Origin of the sequence: Chryseobacterium sp. WX (assembly GCF_029542485.1) — a bacterium.
GTDB classification, from domain to species: domain Bacteria; phylum Bacteroidota; class Bacteroidia; order Flavobacteriales; family Weeksellaceae; genus Chryseobacterium; species Chryseobacterium cucumeris.
In genome coordinates, this window is record NZ_CP120710.1 from 566,284 (window position 1) to 593,049 (window position 26,766).

General features: G+C 38.0%; 18 protein-coding genes and 1 pseudogene. All 19 read left to right on the forward strand.

Annotated features, from left to right (window positions below; translation table 11 throughout):
- Positions 1-132 precede the first annotated feature (132 nt).
- The 19 genes and pseudogenes from PZ898_RS02560 (at position 133) to uxuA (ending at position 26,744) form a co-directional block, all read left to right on the forward strand.
- Positions 133-393 carry a hypothetical protein gene (locus PZ898_RS02560; protein ID WP_238590563.1) on the forward strand — a complete coding sequence of 87 codons (261 nt, stop codon included), beginning with the start codon at positions 133-135 and terminating at the stop codon, positions 391-393.
- 137 nt (positions 394-530) lie between these two features.
- Positions 531-4,878 (forward strand): annotated as a pseudogene (locus PZ898_RS02565) (CusA/CzcA family heavy metal efflux RND transporter).
- A gap of 2 nt (positions 4,879-4,880) precedes the next feature.
- Complete coding sequence (locus PZ898_RS02570) at positions 4,881-6,035, forward strand: efflux RND transporter periplasmic adaptor subunit (RefSeq protein ID WP_120230994.1); 1,155 nt, start codon at positions 4,881-4,883, stop codon at positions 6,033-6,035.
- 41 nt (positions 6,036-6,076) lie between these two features.
- Complete coding sequence (locus PZ898_RS02575; RefSeq protein ID WP_277694700.1) at positions 6,077-6,541, forward strand: heme-binding domain-containing protein; 465 nt, start codon at positions 6,077-6,079, stop codon at positions 6,539-6,541.
- A 75-nt stretch (positions 6,542-6,616) separates the two neighbouring features.
- Positions 6,617-9,124, forward strand: coding sequence for a cation-translocating P-type ATPase (locus tag PZ898_RS02580; RefSeq protein ID WP_277694701.1), 2,508 nt, complete (start codon positions 6,617-6,619; stop codon positions 9,122-9,124).
- A gap of 37 nt (positions 9,125-9,161) precedes the next feature.
- Positions 9,162-9,551, forward strand: coding sequence for a hypothetical protein (locus PZ898_RS02585; protein WP_062669911.1), 390 nt, complete (start codon positions 9,162-9,164; stop codon positions 9,549-9,551).
- A gap of 70 nt (positions 9,552-9,621) precedes the next feature.
- Positions 9,622-10,065, forward strand: a complete 444-nt coding sequence (locus PZ898_RS02590) for a thioredoxin family protein (protein WP_120230997.1) — start codon at positions 9,622-9,624, stop codon at positions 10,063-10,065.
- Between the two features lie 5 nt (positions 10,066-10,070).
- Positions 10,071-10,997 carry an FAD:protein FMN transferase gene (locus PZ898_RS02595; RefSeq protein WP_216444703.1) on the forward strand — a complete coding sequence of 309 codons (927 nt, stop codon included), beginning with the start codon at positions 10,071-10,073 and terminating at the stop codon, positions 10,995-10,997.
- Positions 10,994-11,215 (forward strand): DUF4266 domain-containing protein, encoded by a 222-nt coding sequence (locus PZ898_RS02600; RefSeq protein WP_062669905.1) that lies wholly within the window; start codon positions 10,994-10,996, stop codon positions 11,213-11,215. Before PZ898_RS02595 ends, PZ898_RS02600 begins: the two co-directional genes overlap by 4 nt.
- 35 nt (positions 11,216-11,250) lie before the next feature.
- Complete coding sequence (locus PZ898_RS02605) at positions 11,251-12,441, forward strand: DUF3570 domain-containing protein (protein ID WP_062669903.1); 1,191 nt, start codon at positions 11,251-11,253, stop codon at positions 12,439-12,441.
- A 569-nt stretch (positions 12,442-13,010) separates the two neighbouring features.
- Positions 13,011-13,598 (forward strand): Crp/Fnr family transcriptional regulator, encoded by a 588-nt coding sequence (locus tag PZ898_RS02610; protein ID WP_277694702.1) that lies wholly within the window; start codon positions 13,011-13,013, stop codon positions 13,596-13,598.
- A gap of 54 nt (positions 13,599-13,652) precedes the next feature.
- Positions 13,653-14,336: an MBL fold metallo-hydrolase gene (locus PZ898_RS02615; RefSeq protein ID WP_062669899.1), complete on the forward strand. Its 684-nt coding sequence runs from the start codon at positions 13,653-13,655 to the stop codon at positions 14,334-14,336.
- Positions 14,337-14,624: 288 nt separating this feature from the next.
- Positions 14,625-15,944, forward strand: a complete 1,320-nt coding sequence (locus PZ898_RS02620) for an aspartate kinase (RefSeq protein ID WP_062669897.1) — start codon at positions 14,625-14,627, stop codon at positions 15,942-15,944.
- Positions 15,945-16,869: 925 nt separating this feature from the next.
- Entirely contained in the window at positions 16,870-17,595 is a 726-nt protein-coding gene (locus PZ898_RS02625) for an NUDIX domain-containing protein (protein ID WP_062669895.1), read from the forward strand.
- A gap of 15 nt (positions 17,596-17,610) precedes the next feature.
- Positions 17,611-19,095: an FGGY family carbohydrate kinase gene (locus tag PZ898_RS02630; RefSeq protein WP_110009769.1), complete on the forward strand. Its 1,485-nt coding sequence runs from the start codon at positions 17,611-17,613 to the stop codon at positions 19,093-19,095.
- 106 nt (positions 19,096-19,201) lie between these two features.
- The gene (gene xylA, locus PZ898_RS02635) at positions 19,202-20,530 is read left to right on the forward strand and encodes a xylose isomerase (RefSeq protein WP_277694703.1); all 1,329 of its coding nucleotides are present in this window, start codon (positions 19,202-19,204) and stop codon (positions 20,528-20,530) included.
- Positions 20,531-20,623: 93 nt separating this feature from the next.
- Positions 20,624-23,518: a SusC/RagA family TonB-linked outer membrane protein gene (locus PZ898_RS02640; protein WP_277694704.1), complete on the forward strand. Its 2,895-nt coding sequence runs from the start codon at positions 20,624-20,626 to the stop codon at positions 23,516-23,518.
- Between the two features lie 12 nt (positions 23,519-23,530).
- Complete coding sequence (locus PZ898_RS02645; RefSeq protein WP_277694705.1) at positions 23,531-25,489, forward strand: RagB/SusD family nutrient uptake outer membrane protein; 1,959 nt, start codon at positions 23,531-23,533, stop codon at positions 25,487-25,489.
- 79 nt (positions 25,490-25,568) lie between these two features.
- Positions 25,569-26,744, forward strand: coding sequence for a mannonate dehydratase (uxuA, locus tag PZ898_RS02650; RefSeq protein ID WP_277694706.1), 1,176 nt, complete (start codon positions 25,569-25,571; stop codon positions 26,742-26,744).
- Positions 26,745-26,766 lie beyond the last annotated feature (22 nt).

Here is a 26,766-nt window from a genome sequence, read left to right on the forward strand (position 1 = left end):
GATAGCGTGAGAAAGTTGATTTCCATATTGTTGCTATCATTGTTTTTAGTTTCTACAACTGAATTGTATCAGTTTTTGAAAATACCGCTCCTTATAGAGCATTATATAACGCATAAAAATCTCAATCCTGAAATGTCACTTGCTGCATTTCTGAAAACCCATTACGACCACCCTGTGAAAGACAGTGACCATGATCAGGACCAGAGATTACCTTTTGTATCACATGCAAACCTGTTGTCTGTGGTTTTCACTATTAATCCTTCCTTAGATTTTCATTGTGTAGAGAAGGTGTTTACTCCTATTGAAATCAAGAAGACCTTTTACAAAAGTGCGCTTTACAATAAGGAAATTCTTAATTCTATCTGGCAGCCGCCAAGATTTCGTCAATCTTAATCTGTTTTTCTCAGTCATTTTTTGATTGGGAAGGTATTCTCTTTCCTTATAGGTGTTTGCATGATATGTAGATGCTTGGGGCTACGTTTCAGGATACCAGAATTTCATTACAATAATTAAGATAATCAATCATTTTTATGCTTACAAAAATCATTGAGTTTTCTGTAAAGAATAAACTCATTATTGCATTGTTGGTATTGGGACTTATTGGTGTAGGCACCTATCAGGTTACCAAATTGCCAATAGATGCTGTTCCGGATATCACCAATAATCAGGTACAGGTCATTACGATGGCACCCTCTTTTGGTGCAACAGATATAGAACGGCTTATTACCTTTCCTATAGAACAGGCCAACAATAATATTTCAGGATTAAAGGAGATCAGGAGTTTCTCCAGGTTTGGACTTTCTCTGGTTACCATTGTCTTTGAAGATGATGTAGACATCTATTGGGCAAGGCAGCAGGTCTCCGAAAGGCTCCAACAGATACAGTCCGTTATTCCACAGGGAATAGGAAATCCGCAGCTTGGACCTATTTCGACAGGACTTGGCGAAATTTTCCAGTATGTAGTGAGGCCTGAAAAAGGATATGAAAAAAAATACAATATCACAGAACTCCGCACCATTCAGGACTGGATTGTAAGAAGACAGCTTTTGGGAGTAAAAGGAGTGGCAGAGGTGAGCAGCTTCGGAGGCAAGCTGAAACAATATGAAATTGCTGTAAATCCAGACAGGCTTAATGCCTATGGAATAACAATCAATGACGTATTTGATGCATTGCAGGCCAACAATCAGAATACAGGAGGTGCCTATATTGAGAAAGGACCTACTGTTCTATATATCAGGAGTGAAGGGTTAGTAGGAAGTATTGAAGAAATCAACAATATTTCTATTGCGACAAAAACAAATGATGTTCCGTTGTTTATACGGGATATTGCTGAGGTAAAGCAGGGGTTTGCAACCCGTTATGGGGCCATGACCTTTAATGATGAGGGAGAAGTCTCTGGAGCTGTAGTAATGATGCTCAAAGGCGAGAACAGTAATCAGGTCATAAAAAATGTAAAGGAAAAAATTGCCCAGGTTCAGAAATCGCTTCCGAAGGGAGTGGTGATAGAGCCATTTCTGGACAGAACCAAAATGGTGAACAATGCCATTGGAACAGTAGAAAAAAACCTTACGGAAGGAGCATTGATTGTAGTCTTCGTACTCGTTTTATTTCTTGGGAATATAAGAGCAGGCTTGCTGGTTGCCTCTGTTATTCCTTTGGCGATGCTTTTTGCAATATGTATGATGAACCTCTTTGGAGTCAGCGGAAATCTGATGAGTCTTGGGGCCTTGGATTTCGGGCTGATTATTGATGGAGCAGTGATTATTGTGGAATCTGTTTTACATCAGTTCAGTCATAATTCAAAGTTTAAAAAGATTTTCTCTGTCGGAAAATCAGAAATGGATACCGTCGTTATAGAATCTGCAGGAAAAATGATGAACAGCGCCGTTTTCGGACAGATTATCATTCTGATTGTCTATCTCCCGATCCTTACCCTGCAGGGAATTGAAGGCAAAATGTTTAAGCCTATGGCCCAGACCGTAGCTTTTGCACTGCTAGGAGCATTTTTGCTCTCACTGACCTATATTCCAATGATGAGCGCGTTATTGCTTAGAAAAAGAAGCGGTAAGCCTACATTATCAGACAGAATGATGAAAAAGGTAGAGAAGGTATATCTGGCAGTTTTGCTCAAACTTCTCAGAGTGCCCAAAATAGTTTTTGGGATAGTGGCAGTCTTATTTATAACTGCTGTTTTCATTTTGTCCAAAATGGGTGGTGAATTTATTCCTTCCCTTGAAGAAGGTGATTTTGCCGTAGATACCAGGGTTTTAACTGGAAGTAATCTGACGACAACTATCGAAAGTACCCAGAAAGCAGCACACATTCTCAAATCCAGATTTCCCGAAGTGGAAAAAGTGGTCACAAAAATTGGAAGCGGGGAAGTTCCTACAGACCCGATGCCGATGGATGCTTCTGATATGATGGTTATTCTAAAAGATAAAAAAGAATGGACTTCAGCGTCCACTTTTCCGGAGCTGGCTGATAAAATGGGGAAACAACTGCAGGATGTACCAGGAATTACTGCCAGCTTCCAATATCCTGTTCAGATGCGTTTTAATGAACTGATGACCGGGGCAAGACAGGACGTCGTGATCAAAATTTTTGGGGAAGACCTTGATGTACTTTCCCAAAATGCCCAGAAGCTCGGGAAAATTATAGAAACAGTGGAAGGAACCCAGAATCTCTATATAGAACCTGTTTCGGGAATGCCGCAGGTAATCATTGAATACAACCGTCCTCTGATCGCTCAGTACCATTTATCTGTTTCAGATATCAACCGTGTGGTTAATACCGCATTTGCGGGGCAAAGTACCGGATTGGTTTTTGAAGGTGAAAAACGCTTTGATATGGTCGTACGTCTGGATAACAAAGACCGGAAAAATGTTACCGATATTAAAAATCTTTTGGTTCCTACACCATTTGGAAATCAGATTCCGCTGTCCCAGCTTGCTAAAGTGGAAGTGAAGAATGGTCCCAATCAGATTCAGAGGGAAAATGCCCAACGAAGAATTGTAGTAGGTTTTAATATCAAAGGCAGGGATGTTCAGAGTATTGTAGAAGAACTTCAGCAGAAGGTAGATCAGAAAATGAAACTTCCTACAGGATATTATATGACGTATGGAGGTTCGTTTGAAAACCTCAATAATGCCAAACAGCGTCTCATGATAGCAGTTCCCATTGCTCTGGCTCTTATTTTCGTAATGCTTTTCCTTGCCTTTAATTCCGTTAAAGAAAGCTTGTTAATTTACACCGCGATTCCACTTTCTATTATTGGTGGTGTATTTCTGATGGCACTTAGAGGAATGCCTTTCAGCATTAGTGCGGGTGTGGGATTTATTGCTCTATTCGGAGTGGCAGTACTCAATGGAATTGTGCTGATCTCAGAGTTTAACCGTCTTCAAAAGAGAGGAATTAAAAATATTGTAAGAATCATTACAGATGGTGGAGAGTCGAGGCTTCGACCGGTGCTGATGACAGCATTCGTTGCTTCACTGGGGTTTATTCCGATGGCTGTCAGCAACGGAGCAGGAGCAGAAGTACAAAGACCTTTGGCCACAGTGGTCATTGGAGGACTGATGGTCGCAACTTTTCTTACTCTGTTCGTCTTACCATTATTGTATGTAACTATTGAAAAAGGATTTAAAAATGAAAAAAATAAAAAATAAAAAAAAGATTTCCGTTCTCGTCTTTATTATATGTTTCGGTTTTGCGGGGCAGGTAAACTCCCAGACTTCCGTTACATTGCAGGATGCTGTTGATATTGCTTTGAAAAATAACAGAAATCTTAAAAATGAAAAATTAAAATCAGAATATACAAAAGCCCTTATCAGGTCATCATCTGATATTCCTCAAACGGGAGTAACAGTAGATTATGGTCAGATCAACAGTGCACTGACGGATATGAAATTCGGAATTTCACAGAATATCGCATTTCCGACTGTGTATAAAAAGCAGAAGAATGTATACACGGAAGAATGGAAAAAGTCTCTGCTGAATGTTTCTCTTAAGGAATATGAACTGAAGAAAGCGGTGAGTCTTACTTTTTATAATATCCTGTATGCGAAACAAAAAGAAAAGCTGCTTCAGGAAACATTAAAGCTGTACACTGATTTTCTCGATAAGGCAAATATCCGTCTGAAAGCAGGAGAAAGCAATATTCTGGAAAAAACTACGGCTTCCAATCAGAAATCTTCTATTGAAATTCAGCTGAAGCAATTGCGACAGGAGCTTACTGTGTTGGGATATCAGCTTCAGTGGCTTTTAAATACAGAAACAGATTTCCTTCCTGAAGATCAGAAAATTTACCATGGAGGTCTTAAAGAGGAGCTTAGCTTGCATCCGGCTATTAAAGTATTACAGCAACAGAAAAATATTTCTGAACAGCAGATTGCCCTTGAAAAAGCAAAAATGCTTCCCGGACTTCAGCTGGCCTACAACCTCAACAGCTTTAGAGGGACGGGTGCTGATGAAAAAGTCTACAACGGTGCACCACAGTTTCATTCTGTACAGCTTGGGGTTTCGGTTCCTGTTTTTTCAGGCGGACAGAAAGCCAGAATTCAGGCCGCAAAAATTGCTGAATCTGTTGTGGACAGTGATATTGCCAACATGGAATTCAACCTGCAGAATCAATACAGAAAGGCATCCGGAATTTATCAGGCTAACCTTGATATTGTTTCGCAATACGAAAACTCGGAACTGAAAAATGCCGATATCATCACTGAAACAGCTAAAAAACAGTTTCTTGCCGGCGAAATCAATTATCTGGAATTTGTCATCCTGATCAATCAGGCGGTTACTTTAAAAAACAGCTATACCGATGCAGTCTGGAAACTGAATCAGAGTGCTATAGAGCTGGAATATCTCACTTTAAATCCATAACAATGAAACGTACATTTAAAATTATATCATATTCCCTGTCAATAATAGGATTGCTCATGTTTTATGAGTGTCGAGACCATGGAAAAGCCAAGCCGGCACCAGCCGCAGTATCTTCTAAAGATGAAAATGTTGTAACGCTTACGGATGCTCAACTGAAAAATGCACCTGTAGTAACAACGGTACTTTCTTTACAGAAGATTTCCTCTGTTTTAAAACTTAACGGAATGATAGATGTACCACCGCAAAATCTGGTTTCTGTCAGTATTCCTTTAGGCGGATACCTGAAATCGAGCAGCCTGCTTCCGGGAAAGCCGGTATCAAAAGGGCAGGTAATTGCAGTGATAGAAAATCCACAGTTTATTCAGCTTCAGCAGGATTATTTAATGGCAAAATCTAAAAATCATTTTGCCCAATTGGATTATAACCGCCAGAAAACCCTTAACCAAAGTCAGGCCACCAGCGATAAGGTAATGCAGCAGGCTCAGTCTGAAATGAACAGTCAGAAAATCCTGATGAACTCCCTGGCTCAGCAGCTCCGCCTTATCAATATCAATCCTGAATCTCTCAATTCGGGAAGTATTCAAAAAAGTGTACCGGTTTACAGCAGTATCAATGGCTTTGTAAGCAAGGTCAACGTGAATATTGGTAAATATGTGAATCCCTCCGATGTCCTTTTTGAACTTATTAATCCGGATGATATTCATCTAAATCTCAAAGTATATGAAAAAGATCTGGTAAATCTGAAGAAAGGGCAGAGGTTTGCTGCCTATACCAATGCCGAACCTGATAAAAAATACTATGGTGAAATTCTGCTGATCAGCAAAGATGTAAACCCGGGCGGATGGGCTGAAGTACACTGTCATTTTGAAAAATATGACCAGAGTCTTGTACCGGGAATGTATATGAATGCCGAGATCGAGACCAGTACTTCTTTTTCCAATGCTGTTCCCGAGCAGAGTATTGTCAATTTTGAAGGAAAAGACTTTGTCTTCGTTGAAGAAAAAAAACAGACCTACCGATTGACTGCTGTAACATTAGGCGAAACAGAAAACGGATTCGTACAGATTATGAATACTGACGATTTTAAGAATAAAAAAATAGTCATCAAAAATGCATATACACTTCTTATGAAACTTAAGAACACTGCAGATGAATAAAATTATAGTAAAATAAAAGAACTTATCAATAAATACAAATTATGAAAACATCATCTTTAATAAAAACAGGAGCAGGTTTTATAGCCTTGTTTCTGATTGTGATTCAGTTTTTTGATACTGATAAAAATATTGCAACAGTTCCTTCGGATAATGCCATTGAAAAACATTATCAGGTTCCGGTTCATGTACTGGGATTATTAAAAATAAGCTGTTATGACTGCCATTCCAACACCACGGCTTATCCGTGGTACAATAACATACAGCCTGTAAAATGGTGGCTGGCAGATCATGTGAACTCAGGAAAACGGCATCTCAATTTTGATGAATTTAACAGTTATTCAAAAGAGAAAAAAATAAAGAAACTTGACGAGGTTGCAGAAACCATCAGAGAGGGCGAAATGCCCCTTACATCCTATACCGTTGTTCATCAGAATGCAAAGCTGACTGATACCCAAAAGTCAGAAATTGAACAATGGGTAAATGAGGTGAAAAAGCAGATTGAATAGGAGGCTGTAAAAAAACAGAAATAGTACCCTGATATAACAAAACAATCAGTAAATTTAATATCATATCCATTTCGTATGAATTACAATATACCGGAAAATTTGAAAGGGCTTACAGAATCTGAAGTAGCCGCTTCCAGAAAAAAATACGGATATAACCGTCTCGAAGCGGTTAAGAAAGAATCATGGGCAGATCTTCTTCTCAACATCCTTAAAGAACCGATGCTGATTCTTCTTATATGTGTTTCCTTCATTTATGTGCTTACAGGAGATTATGGCGAGGCTTTATTTATGTTTGCTGCTATTGTTGGAGTTACTGCAATTTCTTTTTATCAGGATAACCGGAGCAAAAAGGCACTGGAAGAACTTGAAAAATTGAATGAACCTTTAAGTAAAGTAATCAGGGATTCAAAGATTTTAGATATTCCTACTTTTGAAATAGCAGTTGGTGATCTGTGTATTACCGAAGAAGGAAACCTCATCAATGCGGACGGAAGAATTGTTCATAGCAACGATTTTTCTGTCAACGAATCTTCCCTTACCGGAGAGAGCTTTTCTGTTTTCAAGGACAGCAAATCTGAAGATAATAAAGTCTACAGCGGAACAATTACAGTTTCCGGACTTGCGGTTTTTGAGGTTGAAAATATTGGAAAGGAAACAAGAGTAGGAAAAATAGGACAGTCCATACTCAATATAAAAACAGAAATATCTCCTTTACAGCTTCAGATCAGGAACTTTGTAAAGGGGATGGCTGTTATCGGGCTCATCATCTTCCTGGCAGTATGCATCTTCAGCTTTGTCAAAACAGGAGATTTTGTGACCAGTTTATTGAGTGGGCTTACATTAGCAATGTCTGTTCTTCCTGAAGAAATTCCTGTAGCCTTTACGACCTTTATGGCCTTGGGCGCATGGAAACTGATGCGGGAAGGAATTATTATTAAACGAAGCAGTATTGTAGAAACGCTGGGAAGCGTTTCTGTAATCTGTACTGATAAGACAGGAACGATTACGGAAAACTCCATGCAATTGAAACATCTATATGATTACCGTTCTGACAGAACTTATGAAGAAACAGAGTTTGAGACAACAGTGCTGCATGAACTCATTGATTATGCGATGTGGAGTAGTGAACCTGTACCTTTTGACCCCATGGAAATAACACTACATAAGGTCTATGAACAGAATCGTAAGCCTGATCAAAGAAAAGACTATCAGCTGTTTCATGAGTACCCGTTGGAAGGTAAACCGCCGATGATGACCCATCTTTTTGAAAATGAGCAAAAAGACAGAATTATAGCAGCTAAAGGAGCTCCGGAAGCCATTATAAGTGTTTCCAGTCTTTCAGAAGAAGAAAAAAATAAAATAAGAACGTTAATAAAGAATTTCGGAGAACAGGGATACAGAGTTCTCGGTGTTGCCAGATCTCATTTTGAAGGAAATGATTTCCCTGACAAGCAGCAGGATTTTAAATTTGACTTTTTAGGTCTGACCGTATTTTATGATCCTCCCAAAAAAGGAATAAAAGAAGTATTTAAACATATCTACGATGCCGGTATTAAAGTAAAAGTCATTACAGGAGATAATGCGGATACTACCAAAGCCATTGCATTGCAGGCAGGAATAGAAAACAATACTCCGCCAGTTAATGGAAGTGAAATAGCAGCATGTTCAGAATTGGACCTTATAAAACTTTCTGAAGAGACTACTTTGTTTACAAGAATGTTTCCCGAAGCAAAGCTGGAAGTGGTCTCTGCCTTGAAAGCTCAAGGCCACGTAGTGGCAATGCTGGGAGATGGTGTGAATGACGGGCCAGCTTTAAAGGCAGCTCATATTGGAGTGGCCATGGGAAATAAAGGGACTGAAATTGCCAAATCAGCCGCAGCACTGGTCATCACCAATGATGATCTGGATAAACTCGTAATTGGGGTTGCTGCAGGAAGAAGAATTTATGCCAATATAAAAAAAGCGGTCCAGTATATTATTTCTATTCATATTCCTATTATACTCACTGTTTCTTTACCTTTATTTCTGGGTTGGGTATTTCCACATATATTCACTCCGGTACATGTTATTTTTCTCGAATTGGTTATGGGGCCAACCTGTTCCATTGTTTATGAAAATGAGCCAATGGAAAAAAATGCAATGAAAAGACCTCCAAGAGCACTGACAGATACTTTTCTGAACTGGAGAGAACTCACAATAAGCATTATTCAGGGACTCATCATTACGGCAGGAATACTGTGGATATATCAGTATTCTCTTGGTCTGGGGAATGATGAATATAAAACTAGATCATTGGTTTTCAGTGTTTTAATATTTTCTAATATATTACTCAGTCTGGTAAACCGGTCTTTCTATTATAGTATTTTTGAAAGTTTTAAAAATCGTAACTTTTTATTGACAGGAATTTCCGTGTTGGTTCTTGTATTATTGCTTTTTATTCTTTACGTAAAGCCGGTATCAGCATTCTTTAGTGTAACTCCGCTTGAAGCAAAAGAATTGGGAATGACATTGATTGTTGCTGCTATTTCAGTTTTGTGGTTTGAGCTTTATAAGTTGATGAAAAGATATTTGGGAAGAAGATAAAAAATATTTGTAATAAAATATTTCATAATTTTGAATAGTGAAAAAGTTGATTTCCATATTGTTGTTATTTTTATATTTGGTTTCCACAACCGAATTGTATCAGCTTTTGAAAATCCCGGAATTGGTCGAGCATTATTTCGAACATAAAGAATTGAATCCGGATATGACACTTACCGCATTTCTAAAAACACATTATGATCATCCTGTGAAAGATGGAGATTACGGTAAAGATCAGAAACTTCCGTTTATCATACATTCTGCCCCTTTGTCATTGGTTTTTACGATAAATCAGGGATTCAGTTTTGAAACGGGACCATATCATTTCAGTTCTTTAGAATGTCATAAAATCCCATCAAAAGATGAAGATCTTTGTTATAAAGGATTTCTGAATTCCGTATGGGAACCACCAAGGGTTTCTTTTATATAATTCAGTCTCAATTTGGTTTGTGCTCACAGACCAACATCATCAATTATTTTATATCATTAATTTTATAATAATGAAAACACTATTTTCAGCCATATTAATGGTTGTATTCGCTATTGGCATTCATGCGCAAAGCCGTTTGGAAAATGCCAAAAAACAAGCTTCCCAAAATAAAGAACTTATCTTATTGAATTTTTCAGGTTCAGACTGGTGTATTCCGTGCATCAAACTTCACAAAAATATCATAGAAACTGATGAATTTAAAAAGCTGGAGTCGGAAAATTTCATCGTTTATATCAATGCAGATTTTCCAAGAAATAAAAAGAATCAGCTTTCCTCTGAACTGAAAAAAGAAAATGCTTCGCTTGCCGATCAATACAATCAAAAAGGATTATTTCCTTATACATTGTTATTGAATTCTGAAGGAAAAGTCCTGAAAAGCTGGGAAGGACTGCCTTCGGAAGATGCGCTGGCTTTCAGCAAAGAGATAAAAAGTATAAAAGAAAATCAAAAATAAAAAGTATGGTAAGAGAATTCAAAAGACCTCAGAAACTAATGGGGAACGCTTTTGAAATTACTGTTGTAAGCGATGATGAAAAGTTGGCAAATCAGCATATCGATGCAGCGATTAACGAGATTCGGAGAATTGAAAAGCTCTTGACGACATTCAGTGAGGAAAGCCAGACCAATCTCATCAATAGAAATGCCGGAATCACGCCTGTAAAAGTGGATTGGGAGATTTTTGATCTGATTGAAAGAAGCCTTAGAATCAGCAGAATAACAGACGGATATTTCGATATTTCCTATGGTGGAATCGATAAAAGTTTCTGGAATTTCGACAAGGAAATGAGAGAGCTTCCGAATCCTGAACTGATTAAAGATCATCTGAAACTAGTAAATTATCAGAATATTATTCTTAACCGCGAAGAGCAAACTGTTCTGCTAAAAGAAAAAGGCATGCGGATTGGATTTGGAGGAATCGGTAAGGGGTATGCTGCTGAAATGGCAAAACAGATGCTTCAAAACAGAGGTGTCACTTCCGGAATTGTAAATGCTTCAGGAGATTTAACGACCTGGGGAAATCAGGCAGACGGAAAGCCCTGGACTGTGGGAATTGCCGATCCCGATAACGCAAAACAGCCGTTTTCTTATATGAATATTACAGATATGGCGGTTGCAACTTCGGGAAATTATGAAAAATTCGTCGTTATCAACGGTAAAAAATATTCTCATACCATCAATCCCAAAACGGGAATGCCTGTTTCGGGCGTAAAAAGTGTTACGATCTTTTGTCCTAACGCAGAAATTGCAGATGCAATGGCAACTCCGGTAAGTATTATGGGAATTGATGCGGCCCTCCATATGATCAACCAGATCAACCATCTGGAATGCATCATTATTGATGATCAGGACAAAATTTATTCATCTCAAAACATTAATCTAAAATGAAAAACCTTATAAAAATATTCGGCTTCTTACTAATCACAGTTGCTTCAGTACAGTCTTGTACAACGGTAAAAGAGTACGAGAAAAACAAATTAAACGATGCCGAAATGGCTCTTGGAAACAGAAAAATTGAAAAAACCGAACTGAGCTTTCAATCGTACAGAGAAGGATCTTCAGGTGCGAATGCAGGAAAAGTAGGTGGCGGTTGCGGATGTAATTAAAAAGAGTAATCGTAAAATTTAATTGTGATTCAAGAATGAAAAAAATAATCGTAAGTGTTATTGCTCTTTTCGGAATTTTCAATGCAAAAGCACAGGAAAATACAAACAATGAGCAGCCTAAAAAGCTGACTTTTGATGAAGCTAATTTAGTTTCAAGCTATTATAAACAAAACGGCAATAACTCTGCTGTTACGGGAGGAATTGGTACAGAAAAACTAACCGATATTTCCAATACCATCGATGTAACCATGGTAAAATATGACAAGAAAGACAGAAAAAATAAATTCGATCTCAGTGTCGGGATCGATCATTATACTTCTGCTTCGTCGGATATGATAGATTTGAAAGCCAATTCATCCGCTTCCCATGCAGACAACAGAATTTATCCTGCATTGAGCTGGAGCCGTGAAAATACGGATAAAGGAACCACTTTAATGGCGGGTATTTCTACTTCCTTCGAGTTTGATTACACATCGTACGGAGCAAACATTGGGTTTTCACAAAAGACAAAGAACAGAATGGGAGAGTTTACGGCGAAATTCCAGGCTTATCTGGATCAGGTAAAACTGATTGCACCGATTGAACTGAGAACCAATGGAAGTACAGGAGGAGAACATGATAACTATGGAACAAGCGGAAGAAATACTTATGCTTTGTCACTATCATATTCACAAATTATCAATCAGAACTTTCAGGTTGAATTGTTGGCGGATGGTGTTCAGCAGACAGGATATTTGAGTTTACCTTTCCATAGGGTTTATTTCAATGATAATTCCGTCCATCAGGAAACTTTGCCGGATAAACGGTTTAAAATTCCTTTGGGAGTAAGAGCAAATTATTTCCTCGGCGACAAAGTCATTTTGAGAACTTATTATCGTTATTACACTGATGATTGGGGCTTGAAATCAAATACATTCAGTTTAGAAACGCCTGTGAAAATTTCACCTTTTGTTTCGGTAACTCCATTTTACAGGTATTATTCTCAGACTGCAGCCAAATATTTTGCACCATATCAGCAACACACGGCTTTTGATGACTTTTATACCAGTAATTATGATATGTCAAAATTCAGCAGTAATTTTTACGGAGCGGGAATAAGAATCAGTCCGAAGAATGGTTTATTTGGTGTTGAAAGGCTGAATATGTTAGAAATCAGATACGGACATTATACAAAATCCGTAGGAATGAAATCTGATATCATCTCTCTGAATTTGAGATTTAAGTAAAATTTTTTTTTAGTTAGAATTTTGAAGATTAACATTCAATTAAGATCTATTTATTAAAAAACTGCGCCAGCTGTCTTTAGTTGGCGCAATTTGGTTTTTTGTGACCAAAACGAGTACTCAAAAACTTTAATGCAGAAACAAGAAATAGGTTCAGACTCACTTCGATAGTTTAAGTATTATTTCCTTATTAATTACTGACTTACCATTATCGTTATAATGATATTTTAACATTAGGACGGACGTCTATGGTCTGTTTTTTTAAATTAAAAGAAGTGTATCTTTATAAAATAAACTGAGATTTCTGTACGATTGGAACGAGAGGAGAGAAAAATCTCAAAAAAATCATAGATATCAGCAATGGAAATACATATGGCATCTAATGGTGAGTTCAATTACCGGATTAGTATTTTTATGAGTCAACACTTTAGCTTTCATTTATTTTCCATGACTACTAAATTTCAGGAAGGTATAAAAGCCAATTTTAATAATACCGGACGTAATACTTGCCCAATGGATTGGACATGTAATTTATAGAATTTTAATAACAATAGTAAATATAAATAATAGAAATGAGTAATGTATTGGAAAATTACTTATCGTCAACAGGACAATTATCAACTGAGGAAGTCAACTTTTCTTTACAGTTTTTTAAACCGATTCGTTTAAAAAAAGGAGACTTTTTTATTCGTGAGGACGAATCATGCCGTTATATTGGATTTATTGTTTGTGGTGCAGTAAAAGCATATGCTCTTGATAAGGATGGTAAAGAAAATGTAACCTGTTTCAAATTTGAGAATGAGTTTGTTACCTCTTTTCAGGAGTTTGTACAACAGAAGAAATCAATAAGGAGCATCAGGGCTATAGAAGATAGTATAATTTATAGAATTAATTTCCCGGATTATCAACAGTTGCTTACCCACGTGACTGCTTGGAACGAAGTTATAAAATCAGTGATGGAAAGTGAGTATAGCCAAAAAGAAAGCTATATGATTAATTATAATAATAGGTCGGCTTTGGATAAATATAGTTATATTCTCACTAACGAACCTATACTCGTAAAACGAGTTGCAACCCAGGATCTGGCATCTTACCTGGGCATCACCCAGAGATCGCTTACACGGGCGAAGGGACAAATACACAGACCCAATATATTATAGGACAAATGTCCTTATGTTATCTTAGGTAGCACTGTAGATTTGTACAAAAAAAATATGTTACGTCAAATTGCTCCCGAAGTATTTCAGATTTCATTAATGCCACGAAATAGCATCAATTGCTATATTATTGAGGGTGTATTGGTAGATTCCGGAATACGGAGTTCATATCGCTCTGTAAAGAAAGCTGTCCAGAAAATTCCCGTTTATCAGCATATACTGACTCACGCCCATGCAGATCATCAGGGTTGTAGTGATCAGATTTGTGCTGAGTTTGAAATACCATTACTCTGTCATCCTAACGAAGTTTTTAGAACTGAAACAGGTATGGTAACCAACGACTATCCAACTCCACAGCATTGGATAGCAAAGCTACAGCAAAAGTACTGGGCAGGTCAGGGACATAAAGTAAAGCAGACAATTGTTGAAAATGATATCATTGGAGATTTTCGGGTAATAGAGACCCCTGGCCATTCTGCAGGTCATATTTCTTTATTCCGTGAGCGGGATGGAGTATTGATCATCGGAGATGTGGCCACAAATATGAATTTGCTTACCACAGCAGTTGGTTTGAGGCTCCCACCCAATATATTTACATCAGATCAAAGGCGAAATGTCCAATCGCTCAAGAAATTGGCAACACTTAACCCTGCTATCATCTGTTTTGGTCATGGCCCCGTAATGAGAAATACCGATCGGAAGTTTGAAAAATTTGTAGAGAATTGCAGCGTTTCTGGTTAAAAATAGAATACAATGAAATTGCTTGCGTTTTATTGTTCCTATCTGAAAACTCATGATAAGAATTTTAAATTTAACTCGTACTTTTTTTATAAAGATTAACAAAAAAGTGTATATTTGCCCAGCAAAAAAAGAAAATGATATTATCTAACTTAAAAAAAGGAAAGAAACAGTACTTACGTCCAACGTCGTGAGTCATTTTCCTATTGGTTAGAAATTAAATAAAAAAGGAGCTTGTCATCACGACAGGCTCCTTTTTTTTATTGATAAAAATTAACAATTAATCTTATTATGAAAGTATTGAAATTTGGAGGGACGTCAGTAGGAAGTCCGGAACGTATCGAACAGTTATTACCAATAATCAGATCTCAGCAATCAGATAAACATTTGGTGGTTTTGTCAGCTGTTTCAGGTACAACAAATGATTTGGTGAAATTATCTGAGCTCTATGAAAACAAAGATATTGAAGCGGCCTACAAGCATATTGATGGCCTACAGCAGAAATATATAAAATTTGTAAATGAATTATTTAAAACTGAAAAAGGAATTTTGGAAGCTTTAGCTTTTATTGACAAGATTTTTGATCTTTTTTATCAGTTCAAACATAAAAATTTTTCTTCTACGGCAGAACGTATTATTCTTGCGCAAGGTGAGATTATTTCAACGACCCTTTTTCATTTATACTTAAAAGAAAAAGAAGTTTCTTCTGTATTATTATCAGCATTAGATTTTATGGTAATTGATGAAGACAAAGAACCTAATATTGATGAAATAAGAAAACAGGCAGCTGTTGAAATTGCAAAATATCCGGAAGATACTTTATTCATTACCCAAGGGTATATATGCAGAAATGCTCAGGGCGAAATTGATAATCTGCAAAGGGGAGGTTCTGATTATACCGCTTCCTTGCTGGGAGCAGCATTACAGACAGAAGAAATTCAAATCTGGACAGATATTGATGGTTTTCATAATAATGACCCGAGATATGTACAAAATACAAAATCTATAGCGAGACTTAGTTTTGATGAAGCAGCCGAACTTTCGTATTTTGGCGCTAAAATCCTTCATCCCCAAAGTGTATTTCCTGCCAGAAAATATAATGTTCCTGTAAGGTTATTAGATACCATGAATCCATCTGCCGTCGGAACATTGATTTCTGGAGAGGCTACCAATCAAAATCAAATTGTGGCAATAGCTGCTAAAGATGGAATCACGGCTATCCGTATTCAATCTTCACGTATGCTGATGGCCTATGGTTTTTTGAGAAAGGTTTTCGAAATTTTTGAACGATACAAAACACCTATAGATATGATTACAACTTCTGAAGTAGCTGTTTCTCTAACCATTGACCAAACGGAAAATCTTTCTGAAATTATAAGAGAACTAAACACCTTTTCAGCTGTTGAAATTGACAGTGAGCAATCTATTATATGTATTGTGGGGGATTTCAGGAAAAATAATCACGGATATGCAACTATTGTCTCTGAAGCAGTAAAACATATTCCAATAAGAATGATCTCCTACGGAGGAAGTGAAAATAATATTTCATTATTAGTTCCTTCAGCTTTTAAGGTAGAAGCTTTGAGATCATTGCATAACAGACTGTTTTAGAAAAATAGATAAGTACTGAAGAAAAATGATATAAAATTTGATTTAAGTTAATGATATCAAAATGTACCACAAAAATAGAGATTTCTTTAAACGGTGATGTATATGGCACAGGCATTGTTAATACTAAAGGAAGTTTTGAAGAGAAAACTTGTTTAACACCACATCACTTTACTTATAATTCATTTTGAACTTTAACCTCCCTATTGACACGGGAGGTTTTTTTATATTATAAGAATATCCAAGACCATCTCTAACCTTTTTATCTGCTATCATATGAAAGAAATTGCTTATATGGTTGGATAGAGACATTGCCATGTTTTCAGGATTACAACAGATCTTTGGTTTATCTGATCCAGAAATGAGCTTGGAATTTATCCCTAAAACCCTGGAAAAACATTGAAGGAAGCTTTTCGTAAGAAAACTGGACAAGTTAAACATGTACAGTTTTTTTACCTGTATTCATGAAATTTTCAAATAAACACGTTGCTTATATACCACTTTTTCATGTTTGCATTATGATATTAAATTGTTGTTTAAGTTAATTGTTTCGTAATTATTTGTAGTTAGAGTGTAAAAAATGGTAATCCAAAATGAAGATTTACCTCTTTTTTAATAATGAAAAGTGTGCTTTTTACATTTTTTTTTCGTCTAAAATGAAAAAAAAATTAACTCTTCTTATCATAATATTTATTCGGAAAAAAATAATCTTTTTAAGAGTATTGTAAAATTGCAATTGATTGTGAATTCATATCTTATGAAATAAGTAAGTGTAAAAACAATGATAACCTTATCATATTTTTTATACAATTCATATCATAAAAATTCGATATGTAAATCATTGATAAGCAGTAGATAATAGCGGATTTATTTTTTTTATTCAGATGAATTTTTATATTTGTAATGTTACCAAAATGTTAACGAACTAATGAATCAGAACTTTATCCATACCTATGTCTCTGTAGATTGTGTTGTATTTGGATTTGACCATGAAAACCGGTTGAATATATTACTAGTACAACGCCATGTTGATGATGTACCGTTGGAAAAACAGATCAAACTTCCAGGAAGCTTAATTTTCAGTGATGAAGATGTAGACGATGCTGCACAAAGAGTACTTCATGAACTTACAGGGATAAAAAAAATGGTTCTCAAGCAGTTTAAATGCTTTGCCGATCCTATGAGAGCAAGCAATGCGCATGATATCAAATGGATGGATCAGGAATATAAACATCATATAGACAGGATTATTACAGTTGCTTACCTTTCTCTTTGTAAAATAGATCACAAGATCAACAGTACAAAATATGAAACCGTAGACTGGTATCCTGTTGATGAGGTTCCTTTACTGCCTTTTGATCATAACAAGATTATCAATGAATCTTTAATGGAGATCAGAAAATGGATTGAATCTGACTTCTCCATTATTTTCGAACTGCTGCCAAAAAGATTCACCATAAGACAGCTCTATCAGCTCTATAGCGCTTTAAATGAAAAGAATATTGATATCAAAAATTTCCATAAAAAAATATCTTCATTCCCCTATATTGTTCCCTTGGATGAAATTCAAAAAGATGTATCACACCGTGCAGCAAGATATTACAGGTTTGATGCAAAGATTTACAAGAAAAACAATACAAAACTTATAAAATAATTCCTTTAAAAAATTATGTACTTACTAGGCTATGACATTGGCAGTTCTTCTGTGAAAGTGTGTCTCATTGAGGCGTCCAGCGGAAAAGTGATTGCTTCTGAATTTTCTCCCAAAAAAGAGATGAAAATCACTGCTATAAATCCCGGATGGGCAGAGCAAAATCCGGTAGACTGGTGGATCAATCTGAAGTTGGCACACGAAGCTGTCATGCATGAATCCGGAGTACATGCAGAAGATATTAAAGGAATCGGGATTACCTGGCAGATGCATGGGTTGATCCTTGTAGACAAAGATCAGAACCTTTTAAGACCATCCATTATCTGGTGCGACAGCCGTGCTGTACCTTATGGTGAAAAGGCTTTCAAAACCATAGGAGAAGAAAAATGTCTTTCACATCTGTTGAATTCACCGGGAAACTTTACAGCATCAAAGCTTGCCTGGGTAAAAGAAAACGAACCTGAGATCTTTGAAAAGATAGATAAAATAATGCTTCCCGGAGACTATATTGCCATGAGACTTTCAGGGCAGATAGGAATGACCATTGAAGGTTTATCAGAAGGAATATTCTGGGATTTTAAGAATAACTGCATTTCAGAAGATATTATTAACCACTATGGAATTCCTGAAAGTTTCTTCCCGGAAATTGTACCTACATTTGGTATTCAGGCAACAGTTTCAAAGGCAGCATCAGAAGAATTAGGCTTAAAGGAAGGTACACCTATTTCTTACAGAGCAGGAGACCAGCCCAACAATGCGCTTTCCCTGAATGTCTTTAACCCTGGAGAAATTGCCTCTACAGCAGGAACTTCAGGAGTGGTTTATGGAGTGCTGGACCAGCTGGAATATGATAAATTATCAAGGGTTAATACATTTGCCCATGTCAATTACACACCGGAACAGATCAGGCTTGGGGTTTTACTGTGTATCAACGGAACCGGAATTTTAAATTCCTGGCTGAAGCACAATTTTGCAACTTCGCTTTCTTCGTATGGTGATATGAATGATATGGCTTCACTTTCACCCATCGGATCTAAAGGATTAAGCATTATTCCTTTTGGAAACGGAGCTGAAAGAGTGCTGGAAAATAAGGATACAAGCTGTTCAATTCACGGAATAAACTTTAATATCCATTCAAAAGGCGATATTCTTCGGGCAGCACAGGAAGGTATTGTATTCTCTTACGAATATGGAATGGATATCATGAGAAATATAGGCATGGATATCCAGGTGATCCGTGCCGGAAATGCCAATATGTTTTTAAGTTCGATTTTTCGCCAGTCGCTATCCAGTGTCAGCAACGCGGTTATCGAACTTTATGATACCGATGGAGCGGTAGGAGCAGCAAGAGCTGCCGGAATGGGAATAGGATTTTATTCAGATTCCAGAGAAGCATTCTCTTCACTCGAAAAAATAGCGGTGATAGAGCCCGAACACGAAAAACAGGAACAATATTTAGAAGCCTATGCCAGATGGAAACATCATCTTAACGAAATAATCTAGGACCATTACACAGCATTTTTCATCCTCTTACTGACTTTTCAGAATCAGTGAGAAGGGAATTTCTACGCAAAAAATTAAAAACAGAAATAAAAATAATCAAATAAATATGAACACTTTAACAGGTACAAAAGAGTTTTTTACAGGTATTGAAAAAATTAAGTTTGAAGGGAAAGAAAGTAAGAACCCTTTGGCATTCCGCTATTATGATGCGGAAAAGATCGTGATGGGAAAACCAATGAAAGACTGGACAAGATTTGCGATGGCATGGTGGCATACCTTATGTGCCAACGGAAGTGATCCTTTCGGAGGTCCTACCATTCACCACCCATGGGATATCGGAAACGATCCGGTAACCAGAGCAATGCACAAAATGGATGCAGGTTTCGAATTCATGTCTAAAATGGGATTCAATTATTACTGCTTCCATGATATCGATCTTGTAGACCCTGCCAGCAACTGGAAGGACTACGAGAAAAATATGCAGACTATCGTGGAATACGCCAAACAAAAGCAGCAGGAAACAGGAATTAAGCTTTTATGGGGGACAGCCAATGTTTTCACTCATGAAAGATACATGAACGGTGCTTCTACCAATCCAAATTTTGATGTAGTAGCCTGTGCAGGAACTCAGGTGAAAAACTCAATAGATGCAACGATAGCGCTTGGTGGTGAAAATTATGTCTTCTGGGGTGGAAGAGAAGGATATATGAGCCTTTTGAACACAGACATGAAGCGTGAAAAAGATCACCTTGCGCGTTTCCTTTCCATGTCAAGAGACTATGCCCGCCAGCAGGGCTTTAAAGGAACTTTCCTGATTGAGCCAAAACCGATGGAGCCTACCAAACATCAGTACGATTATGATTCTGAAACAGTAATCGGATTCCTTAGACATTACGGATTAGACAAAGATTTCAAATTGAATATCGAAGTAAATCACGCTACATTGGCAGGCCATACATTCGAACATGAGCTTCAGGTTGCAGTTGATGCAGGACTTTTAGGAAGTATTGATGCCAACAGGGGAGATTATCAGAACGGATGGGATACAGACCAATTCCCGATCGATTATTATGATATGGTTCAGGCATGGCTTGTTCTGCTTCCGGCAGGAGGTCTGGGAACCGGAGGGGTGAATTTTGATGCCAAAATCAGAAGAAATTCTATTGATGCTGAAGATTTATTCATTTCTCACATTTCAGGAATGGATGTTTTTGCTAAAGGTCTTCTGGCAGCGGCTGATATCCTTGAAAATTCAGATTATAAAAAGCTGAGAACAGACCGCTACGCTTCTTTTGATAAAGGAAACGGAAAAGCATTCGAGGAAGGTACTCTTACGTTGGAAGATCTGCAGAGAATAGCTCACGAAATCGGCGAACCACAGCCAAAAAGCGGAAAACAGGAATTGTTTGAAGCCATCGTGAATATGTATATATAATTAAAAATAAAAGGCTTATAAACACTAAGGATTTTTATACACAATAATTATTAAAGAGCCTTTTATTCAACAACTAATATTAAAATAATAATTATGAACCGATTTTATTTCAATAAAAGCAATAGAGCAGCACTGTTTTTTGCAATGACTCTGTTGCCTTGCGGCATAGCATATTCACAGGTTAAGAAAGATACAGTAGCTAAAGAAAATAAAATAGATGAAGTTGTTGTGATAGGATATGGAACCCAGAGAAAAGAAGCTGTGACAGGTTCTGTAGCCACTGTAAAAGGAGATGCCTTGCGTGAAGTACCTTCTGCCAACATTACCCAGGCATTACAGGGAAGGACAGCTGGGGTAGATATCTCGCAAACATCTACAAAACCGGGTGCTGCCATGCAGATTCGTATCAGGGGAACACGATCTCTTACAGGAGATAATAACCCGTTGATTGTATTGGATGGTATTCCTTTCGTAGGATCACTGGGAGATATAAGCTCTAGTGACATCAAAAGTATTGATATTCTCAAAGATGCTTCTGCTACAGCCATTTATGGATCAAGAGGAGCAAACGGTGTTATCCTTGTTACCACCAACAGAGGGGCAAAAGGACAGAGACCTAAATTCAGTTATAACACCTTTACAGGAGTTCAGACCTTATTTTCAAAATATCCGATGATGGATGGCCCTAAATTTGCGCAGTTGCGTGCTTATGCCATTCCAGCAGGAAATACAACACCTTTGTATTCCAACGGGGCGGATGAAAATAGCAGTGTTAATACAGACTGGCAAAGTTTGTATTATAAACCTGCCATGATGACCAGTCATGATATTGGCGTATCTGGAGGAACAGAAGGTGGAAATTATAATGTAGGCTTGTCATACTTCAAGCAAAACGCATTAATCCCTATTCAAAGTTATGAAAGATTTGCTCTTCGTATGGCGATTGATCAGCAGGTGGGATCTATCTTTAAGTTCGGTTTCACTACCAATACAAACTATTCCGTTTCTGAAGGAAATGGGGTAAACCCGGGAGCTGTTTTAGGATATTCTCCTATTGCTAATCCTTACAATGCGGACGGAACTCCGAAAAGAGTAATGAGTACAGCTGGCGGTATCGATCAGACATGGATTTATACAAGAGGAAGCCTGGGGAATCTGGGAGATAAATATATCGATGAGACCAAGGCCTTCGCATCCTATAACAATCTTTACGGGGAAGCCAGCCTTCCGATCAAAGGATTAAAGTACAGATTAAATGTAGGGTTGGATTACCGTACTTCAAACAGCGGAAATTACTCCGGTGTAGGAGTCTTTAATACGAATCCTCTAGGTCCTTCCGCCGCCGGAAGAGGGAATAACCAGACCTACCACTGGGTGTTGGAAAACCTTTTAACGTATGACCGTACATTTGGTAAGCATAAAGTAAATGCTGTAGCACTTTATTCAGCAGAACAGAATAAGTATACAAGCTCATACATGAGTGCAAAGAATGTTCCGGCAGACTTTTTCCAGTATTATAACTTAGGGCAGTCGCCTCAGGCTGATATTACCGTAAGACCTGAAGACCAGGTGTACTGGAAAACAGGCCTGCTTTCAGCGATGGGAAGAATCATGTATACGTATGATAACAGGTATATGCTTACAGCGACACTTCGTGCTGACGGGTCTTCAAGGCTTGCTCCGGGAAACAAGTGGCACACCTATCCCGCATTATCACTAGGATGGAATGTTACCAATGAATCTTTCATGCAGAATATCAAAGTGATTAATCTCCTTAAATTCAGAGCCGGATGGGGACAGACCTCCAATCAGGCAGTGGATCCATATTCTACGATGGGAAGATTTAACGTTGCTCCTTATAACTACGGAAGTGCAGGAAGTACAGGGATATATGGAAATCAGCCGCCTAACCCAAGCCTGGGATGGGAATATTCAAAAACACAAAACTACGGAGTAGATTTCGGGATTTTGAACAACCGCCTTACGGGGAGTATGGAGTATTACAAAACCCATACCTATGACCTGTTAACACAGAAAAGCCTTCCGGCATCAAGCGGATGGTCTTCCATTGTTTCGAATGTAGCAGAAACAGAAAATAAAGGAGTTGAAGTTTCTTTAAACGGGGTTATTTTCGATAATCCGGATGGATTTACATGGGAAGCAGGAGTTAATTTCTATACCAATAAAAACAAAATTTTATCGCTTGCATCAGGAACAGAACGTGACATCAATAACTCATGGTTTGTAGGGCATAATATCAATTCATTATACGATTATCAGTACATCGGTCTTTGGCAGGCAGGCGATCCTTACCAGAATATTCTGGAACCGGGTACTGCTGCAGATGTTGTAGGATCTATCAAAGTTCTTTACACCGGAGGTTATAATGCTGACGGAACACCGGTAAGAGCAATTGGACCGGATGACAGACAGATTTTTGATACGGCTCCGAAATTCCAGGGAGGATTTAATATGCGCTTTGCTTACAAAAATTTTGAACTGAGCACAGTCGGAGCTTTCCAGCATGGGGGAATTTTGGTAAGTACCATTTATGGATCTGCAAGTTATCTTAACCGATTAACGGGAAGAGGGAATAACGTAGATGTAGACTACTGGACAGAAGACAATACAGGAGCTTATTTTCCACGTCCGGGGCGCCATCTGAGTGGTGATAATCCGAAGTATTCTTCTACTTTAGCTATGTTTGATGCTTCTTATCTTAAGCTTCGTACCATTACCTTAGGATATAATGTTAACAAAGATTTTTTAAAGGACCTGAAAATTACCAGCTTAAGAATTTACTTCACCGTAACCAATCCTGTTGTACTATTCTCACCGTATCATAAGTTCTCAGGGATGGATCCGGAACCGAACTCTTTCGGAAATGAAAATCAGGCGGTAAGCGGATATCAGAGCCGCCAGCTTGTTATAGGAACCAATAACCCTTCCACAAGAAATTACTTAATGGGACTTAACTTAACCTTTTAAAACTGTATTGTCATGATAAATTTTAATAAAAAACTGTTATTAGGAGCAATCTTTTTATCCTTAACATTTACAGGTTGTAATGAAATTCTTGATGAACAGCCAAGATCAATATATACCGCTGATTATTTTAATACACCGGATGGTGTTAATCAGGGATTTACGGCTTTATACAGGCAGATGAGATTACTGTACGGCAATGGCTACTTTATGAGCAATTGTCAGAACGGAACTGACGAATCTACCTGGGCACAGAGTGCGGACGGTAACTTTAAGGAATTAGATATGTCCGGAAACGGGATTATCAATTCCAATACCTTTCCTACAAGTATGGTCTGGAACTCTGTATTCCCGTATATCAATACTGCCAACGGAATTATTGAAAAAGGACCAGGATTCGGAATCGCAGAATCTATGATCTCTGAAGCCCGTTTCTTCCGCGGTTTTTACTATTTCATGCTTGTACAAACGTATGGAGGAGTTCCACTGGATTTAGGAACAGGAGAACTGAAATATAACACTTTACCTTCCACCTCTTCCGTAAGAAATACCGTACCGGAAGTATACACAAAAACTGTTTTTGCTGACCTTAAAAAAGCAATAGAAAATCTGCCGGCATCACCAAGGGTAACCGGAGGTGTCACTAAAAATGTAGCAAGACTAATGCTTGCCAAAGCCTATCTTACTTACGGATGGTGGCTGCAGAATCCAAACGGAATTCCAACGTATCCTGAAGCAGCAAGAACTGACCCGGACGGACACAATGCCCAATGGTATTTTCAGCAGGCTTATGATATTGCCTTGGAAGGAATCAACAATCCCGGTCCTTATGCGCTTCAGCCTACCTTCTATGATGTGAATGTAGGTTCAAATGACAGAAATACCGAATCGATGTTGTATGCAGATCATACTCAATCGAGCACATACTATAACGAAAGTGATCCTGTAGGATTCGGATCAGGCTGGGCTCCGGACAATTTTGCAGCATGGATGCAGACCTGGAACTATACTGCCATCAAAAGTAGTAAAACAACAGCATGGTTAGGGGCAGACATTGTTAGCCCCGTACAGAGAGAAGCATCACAGCCTTTGGGACGTCCTTGGGTTCGTATGTGTCCTACCTTGGGAGTTATTAAAAATACTTTTGCAGATAAAACCAACGATTCCCGTTATGACGGAACTTTTGTAACCACTTACAGAGGAAACTGGAACAAGAATGGAACGGGATTAACTACAGTTCCCGTACTTTATAATGCCAATAATCTGCCTGTACAGCCAGGAGGTGCTATTTTAAGCTTCCTTAATGATGACAGCCAGACTCCTTCTTATCCTACGGGAGCAGGGCAAAGTGGTGTGGGAGCAGGAACTCTGTCAGGAAGAGCAGACTGGGTCATTGCACCGAACGGAATCAGCAGAATTGTATATCCTGGTCTTTGGAAAATAGGAACTTACCGTACCGATGATCCAAACGGCTTAGGATATCCGAATGCAGGATTAACACGTCCTTTCAGCGTTGCCAAATTCTCAGAATTCTATTTTATTGCCGCAGAAGCATCTGTAAAAGGGGCTTCAGGAGCTATGACAGCCAGAGATCTTATCAACGTCATCCGTGCCCGTGCCGGCAAATGGAAGTTCAATAATGCACAGAATACCGCTTATGTAGCAGATAACAGTGCCGCAATGACTGCTGCTACGCCATCTGTAATTACCATTGATTATATCCTTGCAGAAAGATCCCGTGAATATTACGGAGAATTCTACAGATGGTATGATCTGGTACGTACACAGAAGTGGGGAGATTATGCGGCAAGTTATCAGATTGGAGGAGCTTCTTATGGAGATCATGCTCCGCAAACGGTTACTAGAACGATAAAACCATTTCATTATCTGAGACCGATTCCTCAGAACCAGATCGATGCCATGGAAGTATCGGCAGATATTAAAGCAAAATATCAGAATCCGGGATACAATTAATTTCATTCTACATTCATATCAGTAACAGAGTAGGTGTGAAAAGCACCTGCTTTGTTTATCTGAATTAAATTTTAAAACTATGGAAAAAACCTGGCGTTGGTTTGGCAAAAAAGACAAAATAGCACTCAGCACACTTCGTCAAATAGGAGTAGAAGGAATTGTTTCTGCCCTGCACGATATCCCAAACGGAGAAATCTGGAATTCAGAGTCCATCAATGATTATAAAAACTATATAGAAAGCCACGGACTTCGCTGGTCTGTTGTGGAAAGTCTTCCCGTAAGCGAAGCCATCAAATACGGAGGTGAGGACCGTGACTCTTTAATAGAAAATTATATCACAAGCCTTGAAAATCTGGGTAAAGCAGGAGTTACAACAGTTTGCTACAACTTTATGCCTGTTCTCGACTGGGCAAGGACCGATCTTTTTCACGAATGGGAAGATGGTTCATCCTCACTTTATTTTGACAAAGCCAAGTTTGCGTACTTCGAAATTCATATCCTTAAAAGGGAAGGTGCAGAAAACGATTACAGTCCGGAAACCCTTCAAAAAGTAGAAGAATTAAAAAATACATTAACAGAAAAAGATAATCATGACCTGATAGACTCAGTCATTGTAAAAACACAGGGATTCGTGAATGGAAATATCAAAGAAGGTGAATTGAATCCTGTAGAAAAGTTCAAAAGTCTGCTGGCTTTGTACGATGGTATAGATAAGCATCAGCTTCGTCAGAACATGAAATATTTCCTTGAAAAAATAATGCCTGTCTGTGAAAAATGGAGTATCCAGATGTGTGTACATCCTGATGATCCGCCTTTTTCATTACTGGGATTACCAAGAATAGTGACCAATGAAGAAGATATTGACTGGCTGCTGCAGGCTGTTGATAACCCTCACAACGGAGTAACCTTCTGTGCCGGATCTCTCAGTGCCAACCTTCAGAATGATGTTCCAAAGCTTGCGCAAAAATTTGCTCACCGTACCAAATTCGTTCACCTGAGAAGTACAAATGTCTTTGAAAACGGCGATTTCATCGAGGCTTATCATCTGGGAGGAAGAGGAAAGCTCATTGAAGTGATCCGTGTATTCGAAAAAGAAAATCCTGATCTTCCTATGAGGATTGACCATGGTAGACTTTTAACGGAAGATATTGACAAAGGATATAATCCCGGTTACTCATTTTTAGGAAGAATGCTGGCATTGGGCCAGATAGAAGGAGTAATGGCTGCCGTTCAGTCAGAATTACAGAAAAATTAATCTGCGTTTGTAATAAAATAGT